A 10,973-nucleotide genomic window follows, 5' to 3' on the forward strand; every position below is an offset into this window, starting at 1 on the left:
ACATGCCTTGTTGGAAATAGGTAAAGGAGAAGGTTCACATGATTAAGGGAATTGGCCTCGATATTGTAGAGATTGATCGTATTGCAAAGGCTATGAAACGAACAGATAAATTTAAAGACCGCATTTTAACGATAAATGAAAAAAAAATATTTGATGGTTATTCGGAAACTCGCAAAATAGAATTTTTAGCTGGGCGATTTGCTGCAAAAGAAGCATTTTCGAAGGCTCTGGGAACAGGGCTTGGGGAACAATGTAAGCTTCATGATTTGGAAGTGTTAAAAGGAGCAGCTGGCAATCCTGTTTTATATTTTAAGGATGAACTTGTCAATGGATTTGTTAGTATTACGCATTCTAAGCAATACGCAGCTGCTCAAGTAATCTTATTAGAATAGTACTTAACTTGTCTAAAAGGATTGCATGTAAATTTAAATATATTGCCCTTTCTTCAAATGACATAACTGACAAATACGGTTCATATATTGTCGTAGTGGATTTGAAAGAAGAAAGGGTGAAAGCGTGGGCAACCGTATAGTTAAATGGCTCGTCTTACTTTGTACGATATTACTTCTGTCGGCATGTGGTGCAGCCTCACAGGAAAAAGTGTTGAAGAAAGTGAATGGTAAATGGGCAGAGACGAATGGTTATGAATTAAATGCATCGATGGAAATTAAATCGGGTGGGGAACCTAGAAATTATGATGTAACAGTATGGCACACAAAACCTGATTTCTATCGAGTAGAAGTAGTTGAAAGTGGGAAAGATGTTTCTCAAATGATTGTACGTAATGCTGATGGTGTTTTTGTCGTAACACCGACATTAAACAAAATGTATAAATTCCAAAGTGATTGGCCAAAGAAAAATAGTCAGGCATACTTAATTGGAGCACTAGCAGAAGATTTAGCAGAAGATAAAAATCTTGTCATGAAAGAAGAAGAAAAAGCATATATATTTGAAGCGGCTACTAGAAATAGCTATAAGAACAGTATGCCACATCAGGTTATAACAGTAGATAAGAAAACTTTATTGCCAACCTCAGTAGTGATTATGAATGATGTGAAAGAAGAGCAAATCAAAATCACATTTAAGAAAATTAAGCTAGGTGTACAACATGCTGCAAAAGAGTATGCAGTTGAACAATTCACTGATAAAGATAACACGAAAGGTGAACAAGCTACACCTGCCGAAAAAGAAGGGCAAGAAGATAATGAGGATAAGGAAGCTGTTGGAGCAGAAGTTGAATATCAAGAATTCCAAACACATTATCCTGTTGTAAATTGGGCACAATTAGCGAATGAAAAAGTTGTGCAGGAAAGTGGAATGGAACGAGTAATCTTAACATACGATGGTGAGAAGGCATTTACTGTTATGCAGCAACCAGTAATGAAGGAAAATTCAATGTTACCTGTATCGTCACCTGGTGATCCAGTTGATTTAGGCTATACAATTGGTGCTATTACAGATACATCAATTAGTTGGGAAAAAGATGGCGTTGAATTCTTTGTAGCATCAAGTAAATTAACGCGAGAAGAAATGATTGAAGTTGCTACATCTATGACGATAAGTAGTATGAAGTAACTTTTCTGGCTACAGCCTTCTGGGATACGGAGGCTGTAGCTTATTGATAATTAAAATGAACCTATAAAGTATAGGCTCATCCGAAAACTAAAACTTTGTGTGTACAAGCTAAATCGACATACTTTGCAATATGTATGTCCTACATAATGTTTTAATTAAAAATAAAGAGGGTATTCTTATGAAGACACAGCAGTTTTTTCGTCCAACAAAAGCAATAATAGACTTACAAGCAATTCAACAAAATGTAAAAAACTTAAAAGAATTTTTACGACCTAATGTTCAAATTATCGCTGTAGTAAAAGCAAATGCGTATGGTCATGGAGATGTAGCCGTTGCACGGGCAGCTCTTGAAGCTGGTGCCACAGTACTTGCAGTGGCAACGCCCGATGAGGCATTACATATTCGAGCACATTTTGAAGAACCAGACATATTAATATTAGGTGCATCTCCAGTTTCATTTGCTCCTTATGCAGCGCAGCAACGTATTATACTTACGGCATTTGCCGATGATTGGATTCAGCAAGCTGCTTCTCTTTTAGTGGATGAAGCGCTTCCTTTACGACTTCATATAAAAATAGATAGCGGAATGGGTAGAATAGGTATTCGCTCAGAGCAGGAATTATTAGAGCTCTATCAAACAATACAGTCTACAGATAACATGGAGCTGGATGGAATATTTACACACTTTGCGACAGCTGATGAAGAGGATACGCTACATTTTGATCAACAGGTACAATTTTTTGAGAAATGTTTAGCTGTAATACCTAATAAGCCGCGACTTGTTCATGCATCTAATACAGCAGCCTCATTAGTAAAAGATCCGCATTTACAATATGATGCTGTTAGATTTGGTATTTCGATGTATGGATTATCACCTTCTTCATATGTGAAAAGTATATTACCTTTTCCCTTGTTACCAGCGTTCTCGCTTGAAAGTGAACTTGTTCATGTAAAGCAAATAAAATCAGGTGATCCAGTTGGCTATGGAGCTACATATGTTGCTCCGACAGATATGTGGATAGGAACAATTCCAATTGGCTATGCAGATGGCGTGATTCGCAAGTTAGGTGGACAAGAGGTTTTAATTGATGGACAAAGAATGCCGATTGTTGGACGAATTTGTATGGACCAATGTATGGTTGCCCTACCAAAAGCATATGATATAGGTGAGAAGGTAACACTCATTGGTCGACAAGGAAATACTGGAGTATCGATCGATGAATGGGCAACAAAGCTCGAAACAATTAATTATGAAATACCATGCATTATAACAACAAGAGTTCCTAGAATATATCTTTAGTTGTCTTTCATTAGAATAAGTCAAATCTCAATGTAATGTCATGAGCAATGTTCCAAGTTGAAATTGGTAAATAAATTAGCACTGGAGAACTTATTTCTTTTCCAAAACATAGTAATGGCTCATATTTGAAAACACATTGCAATAATAATTATTCAGCATATACCTTCGACAACCAACATATTTTTACAATTTGTACTTCAAATTGTCAGATATTTTGTCATTTCATGTCTTTTCAACAATATCTTTCAATGATAGAATGGGAAGTAATGAAAAGTGTATGGTTCCGTTGGAGGTGCTTGCTGTGTACGAGAAAAAGTTAAGAGAAGCTACAATTGCTGTTCAAGACAGGCTATTTCTACAAACAAAGGAAGTAATTGAAGGTGAATCTTTTGTGCGTATTTTGGCGCGCAAAAATTTAATGCAGGAGCAACCAAATCAAATACGGGAAGCTATGATTAAAGGATATGTTGAAATGTCTCATATTAATTTAATGATTGCGAGCGAATGCTTGCATGCAGAGTATGAAGCACAACATATGGTGGAGCGTCTCGTTAGCGGGGGATGACACTTTGAATGTAAAACGTGGTGACGTTTTTTTTGCAGACTTATCACCGGTAATAGGTTCTGAACAAGGAGGCACTAGGCCGGTGCTGATTATTCAAAATGATATTGGCAATCGATTTAGTCCGACTGTCATCATCGCAGCTATCACTGCACAGATTCAAAAGGCAAAGTTACCGACACACGTTGAAATCAATGCTGAAAAGTATGGTTTTGAACGTGATTCGGTTATTTTGCTAGAACAAGTGCGGACAATTGATAAGTCAAGATTGACGGATCGTATTACGCAACTGGATCATGCTGTGATGGAAAAAGTTGATGGTGCGTTGATGATTAGTTTAGGTCTAGTTAAATTTTGATATACATATGTGTATAGAAGCATCGAGATTATGATATCTCGATGCTTTTTTGTCTTATATCCTTGAAATGTCTTTACCATAATTTGAATTACGATAGATCTTGCTCAGCAAACGATTTTGCTACGAAAGATGAAGTACCTGAAATAATTAAGCCAAGGTGTAATTGATAAATATTACAAAAAGCTTTAAGATATACACAAGATTTTTAATAAAAATAGATTTTTGAAAAAATTCTTAAAAGGTATATGAAAATTTACATAGAATATTCCATTTATAGAGGCAATTCATTCATTTTAAATGATGGCAAGCAGTTTGAACAAAAGTGTAAGAGTATAACTCCAAAGGAAATGGAGGGACAGCAGTGACATATAGGTCTTCGGTTGAAATTATTACAGAGTGGGATATTGTTGCAGCTAGACAACTGGGGCGCAATGAAGCAAAAGCACTTGGATTTGGCACTGTTGATCAAGCCCGCATCACCACGGCAATTAGTGAATTAGCACGAAATATTTATTTATATGCAAGTATAGGTATCATAGCAATTGAAAGGGTTGAAGCAGATACAGAAAAAAAAATAGTTGTTGTTGCAACAGATCAAGGGCCTGGTATTAAAGATGTTCGTAAAGTAATGGAGGATGGTTATTCCACCTCGGGGGGGCTGGGTGCTGGTTTGCCAGGTGTTAAACGATTGATGGATAGTTTAGATATTCAATCTGTCGTTGGAGAGGGAACAACGATAAGAGCGGAAAAATGGTTGCGTTAGGACGTGAAGAAAACTGAAACAATTAGAAGCTCAGTATAAAAAAATATTAGCAGATTATATGGTCAACCAAACAGAAAGAAATTTATATATCGCTCAGAACTTCACACGTCAATTAATTCAAAAAAATATCTCTCCCGAGGATGTTATTAGCATTCATAAAAATGCTGTAGAACAAATATTTCCGAATCAAATGAATGAATTACAGCCTGCTTATGATTTTTTGATTGAAGTAATGGTGCATTATGGAATGGCACATAGAGAGCATCAAAGTTTACTTCAAAAGCAAGCTGAATATGAAATGGAAATGAAAATAGCGACAAACATCCAAAAAACATTGTTGAAAACTTATGTGCCGAATATGAAAAATATTGATATAGGTATGATTTCAGTACCTATTCGAAAAATGAATGGCGATTATGTACATTTTTTTCATGATGGAGAAGAATATTTGAGTGTGGCTGTGACAGATGTTGTCGGTAAAGGAGTTCCTGCTGCTTTATGTATGTCGATGGTGAAATATGGACTTGAAACATTGGTATATGCATATAAAGATCCCTCATATGTTTTAGAAGTTATTAATAGGGTAATAGAAAAAGGTGTGGATGACAGTATGTTTGTTTCGATGTTTTATGGCTGCTTAAATGTAGAGCAAAACATTTTTTCTTATGCTTCGGCAGGCCATGAACCAGCTTTACATTATAGTGCAAAGAACGATCAGTTCTTTACCTTAGAGGCTAAAGGTTTACTATTGGGTGTATTGTCTGAAACAAACTATACGTTTCATGAAATTGTGTTAGAAGAGAATGATTTGATTATTATGATGACCGACGGTGTGACAGAATTTAGAGTGAAAGAAGAATTAAATTCACGAGAGGTAATCACAACTTTAATAAAAGAAAATAGACATTTATCTGCCCAGCAATTGTGTCAGCTCCTTTATAAGGAAATAGAGAGAGTGCAAAATTTTAAACTATTTGATGATTTTACTGTAGTTATTTTAAAAAAATAGGTTTAAGTTTAAATTGAACAGGGTAGAGAAAATAGTCTAACAAATATGGTGGAGGTGTGCTATATGGACGTAACGATACATTTTAAAGAAATTGATCATAAATTATTTGGCTTTGTTGAGGGTGAGATTGATACGTTTACTGCTTCAGGATTACGAGACGAATTAGAAGCTGTAAAGATTACAGAGGGTTTAGAAATTGAGCTTGATCTATCAAAGGTAAATTACATGGATAGTACAGGACTTGGGATTTTTGTTGCCTTTTATAAAAGAGCATTACGTGAAAATGGTAAAGTAAAGCTCGTTGGTTTATCGAATAGGTTACAAAGATTATTTGAAATTACTGGTCTTAGTGATTTGATGGATATCGAAACTGATAAAAAGGTGGAATTAAGATAATGAAGGAATTTGACTATATTGAAATTAGAGTTCCTGCTAAACCGCAATTTGTCAGTGTCATTCGATTAACTGTCTCGGGCTTAGCGAGTAGGATTGGCTTTAATTATGATGATATTGAAGATTTAAAAATTGCAGCAAGTGAGGCTGTGACAAATGTTGTTCACCATGCTTATAAAGACGAAGAAGAGGGTGAAATTGTCATCGGGTGTGCGCTGTATGACAATAAAATGGAAATGATGATTGCGGATTACGGCAATAGTTTTAATTTTGAAGAGATTAAGTCTAAGATTGGGCCGTATCATCCTGAAGAAAGTATTGCAGGGCTAAGAGAAGGTGGTTTGGGACTTTATTTAATGGAAACTTTGATGGATGAGGTGATGATCAATAACGATGGTGGCGTAACTGTCTTCATGACAAAGTATGTCACTAGGGAGCAGGTGGAGAAAAATGTCGAAAGAATCACTACATAAATCTTCATCTAAAGAAGATGTACTTAAGTGGATTGAATTGTACCAGTCAACGGAGGATGATGAAGCACAAACCAATTTAGTGATTCATTATCGATATCTAGTTGAATCTATAGCTCGTAAATATTCGAATGGTAAATCATATTATGATGATATTGTTCAAGTAGGGATGCTGGGATTGTTAGGTGCAATAAGACGTTTTGATCCGAATGTTGGTCGTAGTTTTGAAGCTTTTGCCGTGCCAACAATTGTTGGGGAAATCAAACGTTTTTTACGTGATAAAACATGGGATGTGCATGTGCCTAGACGTATAAAGGAACTTGGGCCGAGGATTAAATCAACTGTGGAGGCGCTGACAATTGAATTACAGCGTTCTCCATCCATTAAAGATATTGCTGAACGATTAGAAGTAGCAGAGGAAGAGGTACTAGAAGCTATGGAAATGAGCCGTAGTTATCAAGCTCTTTCTATGGACCATTCGATAGAGTCAGACTCAGACGGTAGTACAGTCACGTTATTCGATATTTTGGGCAGGGAAGACGATGGCTATGAAATGACCAATAAACGAATGATTGTTTCAGAGGCGCTGGTTGTGTTGAATGAGAGGGAAAAACAAATTATTCAGCTTACATATCTAGAGCAACTTAGTCAAAAAGAAGCTGGAGAACGATTAGGGATTTCTCAAATGCATGTATCGAGGATACAAAGGAAAGCAATAAAGAAATTACAAGAGGCTATTCTAGCAAGTGGCAGTGTTTCGCTCTAATCTTTCATGGGTGTTTAATGAAAAATACCTTTAAAATGAATGGAAATAGTCTACTCATATTCGTCTGAGTAGACTATTTTTTTGCATTTTTAGTAAAGTGTAATGGTAAAATGAAAAGAAAAAGGTAGTGATGATGTGGAGCAAAAGCAAATGTTACAGCTCATTGCAAAGGATGTAGCAGTCAAACCAGGGCAAGTAGAAGCTGTTATTAACTTATTAGAAGAGGGAAATACGGTACCATTTATTGCGCGCTATCGAAAAGAGGTTACAGGATCACTTGATGAGGTGCAAATTAAAGCTGTAGAAGATCGTTATCACTACATACAGCAACTTGAACAACGAAAAGAAGAAGTTATACGATTAATCCAAGAGCAAGAAAAGCTTACACCAGAATTAGAGCAGGCTATTCTTTCTGCAACAATCTTACAACGTGTTGAGGATTTATATAGACCTTATAAGCAAAAACGACGTACAAAGGCGACGATTGCAAAAGAGAAAGGTTTAGAGCCTCTTGCAGATCTCCTGTTAGCATTTAGTGATGATGCATTAGAGCAATTAGCAACTGACTTTGTGGACAACGAACAAGTTGCTAATACGGAAGAAGCCCTGATAGGAGCTCGAGATATATTAGCAGAACGTTTTGCGGACGATGCCTCTATTCGTGAAAAAATCCGAGCTTATTCATGGAAAGATGGAATTCTTGTGACGTCTGTGAAAAATACAGAAATCGACGAGAAAAATGTTTTTGAAATGTATTACGAATATGAAGAGCCTGTTAGTCGCATTGTACCACACCGTATTTTAGCAATAAACCGAGGAGAGAAAGAAGAAATCTTAAAGGTTTCTATTCATGTGCCGGTGGACCGAGTATTAATGATTATGTGGAAAGAATGGATACCTGCAACTGGTTCGTCTCCTGCTATTGCAGAAGTTAAACTAGCAATCGAGGATTCGTACAAGCGTTTAATTCAGCCTTCAATTGAAAGGGAATTACGAAACGAGCTTACAGAAAAAGCTGAGGCACAGGCTATTCATATTTTTTCTGAAAATTTACGTAACCTATTGCTACAACCACCTATGAAAGGTAAATATGTTTTAGGGGTTGATCCAGCTTACCGTACAGGTTGCAAGCTGGCGGTTGTAGATGAAACTGGGAAAATGCTTGAGGTTACAGCTATTTACCCACATCCACCGAAACCAGATGTGGCAAAATCCAAAGCTATTGTAAAAGGAATTTTGGCAAAGTATCCAATAAGTATAATTGCCATTGGTAATGGTACAGCATCTCGGGAGACAGAACAATTTATCGCGGATGTATTAAATGAACTTACTACTGACATAGCCTATGTGATTGTCAATGAAGCGGGGGCATCTGTTTATTCAGCGTCTGAAATTGCACGTACAGAATTTCCTGATTTACAGGTTGAACAACGTAGTGCTGTCTCCATTGCACGTCGCTTACAGGATCCTTTATCAGAGTTAGTGAAAATTGAACCAAAAGCTGTGGGTGTAGGTCAGTATCAGCATGATGTTTCTCAAAAAAAATTAAATGAATCGCTATCTTTTATAGTAGAAACAGCTGTTAACCAAGTTGGTGTAGATGTAAATACGGCTTCATCATCACTCTTACAATATGTTTCTGGTCTATCAAAAACTGTTGCAGAGAATATCGTAAAGACGCGAGAGGAAAATGGTCAATTTACTACACGTGCGCAATTAAAGAAGATTCCAAGGTTAGGCGCCAAAACGTATGAACAAGCTATTGGTTTCCTACGTGTCCCAGAAGCAAAAAATCCGTTTGATGCTACAGGTATTCATCCTGAGAGCTATGCCCTTGCTGAGCAAATATTAGCAGAGGCTCAAATAGATAAAAAAGAGTTAGGGACACAGATGGCAGAGGATGCTATTGCAGCACTAAAAATCCAAAAATTAAGTGATGTGCTTGGAGTAGGAGTTGTGACAATTCAAGATATCGTGGATACCTTAATGAAACCTAGTCGTGACCCACGTGATGCATTCCCACAACCATTGCTTAAGACTGATGTATTAAAAATGGAAGATTTAAAAGTAGGTATGGAATTGCAGGGGACGGTAAGAAATGTAGTAGATTTCGGCGCATTTGTTGACATTGGCGTGAAGCAAGATGGACTTGTGCATATTTCTAAACTCCAAAATAAACGTATAAAGCATCCATTAGAAGTTGTGGCACTTGGGGATATTGTAACTGTCTGGGTTGAACAAATAGATGTAACGAAAGGACGTATCTCTTTAACGATGCTTCCTCCTAAAAATCAAGCATTAGTTTGAGTACTAAATTTTTGCCACACTGTCTATACTACGCAGTGTGGTATTCTTGTTGTTAGAGGTGATTACTGTGGACAATCAAGAATTACAAGAGCTTGTTCGTCGCTTATCTTTAGAAAACTTTCAGAGGCCTTTTCTGCATCAAGCCTACTTTAATCCGAGATTACGGTCAACGGGAGGACGATATCTTTTACAATCCCATAATATTGAGATTAATCCTAAAGCCTATGAGTTATACGGTTTGAAAGAGATTCAAGGTATTGTTTTACACGAATTATGCCATTATCACCTACATATTGAAGGTAAAGGGTATCAGCATCGAGATAAAGATTTTAGAGAATTATTAAGGAAAGTAGATGCCCCTCGATTTTGCGCAGTTTTACATGTCCCGAAAGCTACAGTTAAAAAACAACGACGACGCTATAAATATACTTGTGTCAATTGCCACCAATTATATATACGGAAAATAAAAATGAATGTTGAAAAGTATTGTTGCAGTAAGTGTTTGGGGAAATTAAAATTAGTAGAGTAAAAAAAGTTTAAAAAATAGTTGACGTTTTGTTGAGTTGTCCCTATAATAGTAAAAGTCGACAAGATAACGACGACAACATAACATGAATTATTCCGAAGTAGCTCAGTTGGTAGTAGCACCTGACTGTTAATCAGGTTGTCGCAGGTTCGAGTCCTGCCTTCGGAGCCATGGCCCCTTGGTCAAGTGGTTAAGACACCGCCCTTTCACGGCGGTAACACGGGTTCGAATCCCGTAGGGGTCATTTTTCATAATTTAATGTAAATAATATTTTGGTCCCGTGGTGTAGCGGTTAACATGCCTGCCTGTCACGCAGGAGATCGCCGGTTCGATCCCGGTCGGGACCGCCACTTATTGGGGTATAGCCAAGCGGTAAGGCAACGGATTTTGATTCCGTCATGCCTAGGTTCGAATCCTAGTACCCCAGCCATTCATTTCTTAATTCGAGCCATTAGCTCAGTTGGTAGAGCATCTGACTTTTAATCAGAGGGTCGAAGGTTCGAGTCCTTCATGGCTCATCTCTTTAAGAAAAAGAGTTGACTTTTTGAATTATCATAGTATAATAAAAAAGTTACTAATTGAATGCGGTCGTGGCGGAACGGCAGACGCGCTAGGTTGAGGGCCTAGTGGGGGCAACCCCGTGGAGGTTCAAGTCCTCTCGGCCGCACCAAGTCAATTAATTAATTTCATATGCGCCCGTAGCTCAATTGGATAGAGCGTCTGACTACGGATCAGAAGGTTGTGGGTTCGACTCCTGCCGGGCGCGCCATTTTTAAGAAAATATATGCGGGTGTAGTTTAATGGTAAAACCTCAGCCTTCCAAGCTGATGTCGTGAGTTCGATTCTCATCACCCGCTCCAAAAAAGTGTTGACAACCTCTTGGTTGTATGGTAAATTTAAATAGTTGTCCAAAAGGGCGATGACATGAACCTTGAAAACTGAAC

12 protein-coding genes and 8 tRNA genes are annotated in these 10,973 nt (G+C 37.4%); all 20 read left to right on the plus strand.

Annotation, left to right across the window (positions count from 1 at the left end; genetic code table 11):
• The first annotated feature begins 38 nt into the window (after positions 1-38).
• The 20 genes from acpS (at position 39) to C7B89_RS21935 (ending at position 10,889) form a co-directional block, all read left to right on the plus strand.
• The gene (acpS, locus tag C7B89_RS21840) at positions 39-392 is read left to right on the plus strand and encodes a holo-ACP synthase (RefSeq protein WP_048394281.1); all 354 of its coding nucleotides are present in this window, start codon (positions 39-41) and stop codon (positions 390-392) included.
• A 124-nt stretch (positions 393-516) separates the two neighbouring features.
• Positions 517-1,575 (plus strand): LolA family protein, encoded by a 1,059-nt coding sequence (locus C7B89_RS21845; protein WP_048394283.1) that lies wholly within the window; start codon positions 517-519, stop codon positions 1,573-1,575.
• 178 nt (positions 1,576-1,753) lie between these two features.
• Positions 1,754-2,875 (plus strand): alanine racemase, encoded by a 1,122-nt coding sequence (gene alr / locus C7B89_RS21850; protein WP_115674572.1) that lies wholly within the window; start codon positions 1,754-1,756, stop codon positions 2,873-2,875.
• Between the two features lie 301 nt (positions 2,876-3,176).
• Positions 3,177-3,440: a hypothetical protein gene (locus C7B89_RS21855; protein ID WP_004232053.1), complete on the plus strand. Its 264-nt coding sequence runs from the start codon at positions 3,177-3,179 to the stop codon at positions 3,438-3,440.
• 4 nt (positions 3,441-3,444) lie between these two features.
• Positions 3,445-3,795 (plus strand): type II toxin-antitoxin system PemK/MazF family toxin, encoded by a 351-nt coding sequence (locus C7B89_RS21860; protein ID WP_004232054.1) that lies wholly within the window; start codon positions 3,445-3,447, stop codon positions 3,793-3,795.
• Positions 3,796-4,156: 361 nt separating this feature from the next.
• Positions 4,157-4,558, plus strand: coding sequence for an anti-sigma regulatory factor (locus C7B89_RS21865; RefSeq protein ID WP_048394287.1), 402 nt, complete (start codon positions 4,157-4,159; stop codon positions 4,556-4,558).
• A gap of 58 nt (positions 4,559-4,616) precedes the next feature.
• Positions 4,617-5,567, plus strand: coding sequence for a PP2C family protein-serine/threonine phosphatase (locus C7B89_RS21870; RefSeq protein WP_244205754.1), 951 nt, complete (start codon positions 4,617-4,619; stop codon positions 5,565-5,567).
• A gap of 63 nt (positions 5,568-5,630) precedes the next feature.
• Complete coding sequence (locus C7B89_RS21875) at positions 5,631-5,963, plus strand: STAS domain-containing protein (RefSeq protein ID WP_016993414.1); 333 nt, start codon at positions 5,631-5,633, stop codon at positions 5,961-5,963.
• Positions 5,963-6,433, plus strand: coding sequence for an anti-sigma B factor RsbW (rsbW, locus tag C7B89_RS21880; protein ID WP_016993413.1), 471 nt, complete (start codon positions 5,963-5,965; stop codon positions 6,431-6,433). The genes C7B89_RS21875 and rsbW overlap by 1 nt, the downstream gene beginning before the upstream one ends.
• Entirely contained in the window at positions 6,411-7,196 is a 786-nt protein-coding gene (sigB, locus tag C7B89_RS21885; RefSeq protein ID WP_048394290.1) for an RNA polymerase sigma factor SigB, read from the plus strand. Before rsbW ends, sigB begins: the two co-directional genes overlap by 23 nt.
• 135 nt (positions 7,197-7,331) lie before the next feature.
• A complete protein-coding gene (locus C7B89_RS21890; protein ID WP_115674574.1) occupies positions 7,332-9,503 on the plus strand; it encodes a Tex family protein in 2,172 nt (723 codons plus the stop codon).
• A 67-nt stretch (positions 9,504-9,570) separates the two neighbouring features.
• Complete coding sequence (locus tag C7B89_RS21895; RefSeq protein WP_115674575.1) at positions 9,571-10,032, plus strand: SprT family protein; 462 nt, start codon at positions 9,571-9,573, stop codon at positions 10,030-10,032.
• A 91-nt stretch (positions 10,033-10,123) separates the two neighbouring features.
• Positions 10,124-10,200: transfer RNA gene (locus C7B89_RS21900), tRNA-Asn, on the plus strand.
• A 1-nt stretch (position 10,201) separates the two neighbouring features.
• Positions 10,202-10,273 (plus strand) — tRNA-Glu (locus tag C7B89_RS21905).
• 30 nt (positions 10,274-10,303) lie between these two features.
• A tRNA-Asp gene (locus tag C7B89_RS21910) sits at positions 10,304-10,379 on the plus strand.
• A 5-nt stretch (positions 10,380-10,384) separates the two neighbouring features.
• Positions 10,385-10,459 (plus strand) — tRNA-Gln (locus C7B89_RS21915).
• 15 nt (positions 10,460-10,474) lie between these two features.
• Positions 10,475-10,547: transfer RNA gene (locus C7B89_RS21920), tRNA-Lys, on the plus strand.
• Between the two features lie 66 nt (positions 10,548-10,613).
• Positions 10,614-10,699: transfer RNA gene (locus C7B89_RS21925), tRNA-Leu, on the plus strand.
• A 22-nt stretch (positions 10,700-10,721) separates the two neighbouring features.
• Positions 10,722-10,798: transfer RNA gene (locus C7B89_RS21930), tRNA-Arg, on the plus strand.
• Positions 10,799-10,815: 17 nt separating this feature from the next.
• Positions 10,816-10,889 (plus strand) — tRNA-Gly (locus C7B89_RS21935).
• The last annotated feature ends 84 nt before the right edge of the window (positions 10,890-10,973 follow it).

It is taken from the genome of Lysinibacillus capsici (assembly GCF_003367505.1).
Classification (GTDB): Bacteria; Bacillota; Bacilli; order Bacillales_A; family Planococcaceae; genus Lysinibacillus; species Lysinibacillus capsici.

What these genes read in the sequence shown, in the direction of transcription:
- acpS (WP_048394281.1), top strand. Translation starts at nt 39, where the DNA reads ATGATTAAGGGAATTGGCCTCGATATTGTAGAGATTGATCGTATTGCA.
- alr (WP_115674572.1), top strand. Translation starts at nt 1,754, where the DNA reads ATGAAGACACAGCAGTTTTTTCGTCCAACAAAAGCAATAATAGACTTA.
- C7B89_RS21870 (WP_244205754.1), top strand. Translation starts at nt 4,617, where the DNA reads ATGGTCAACCAAACAGAAAGAAATTTATATATCGCTCAGAACTTCACA.
- C7B89_RS21875 (WP_016993414.1), top strand. Translation starts at nt 5,631, where the DNA reads ATGGACGTAACGATACATTTTAAAGAAATTGATCATAAATTATTTGGC.
- rsbW (WP_016993413.1), top strand. Translation starts at nt 5,963, where the DNA reads ATGAAGGAATTTGACTATATTGAAATTAGAGTTCCTGCTAAACCGCAA.
- sigB (WP_048394290.1), top strand. Translation starts at nt 6,411, where the DNA reads ATGTCGAAAGAATCACTACATAAATCTTCATCTAAAGAAGATGTACTT.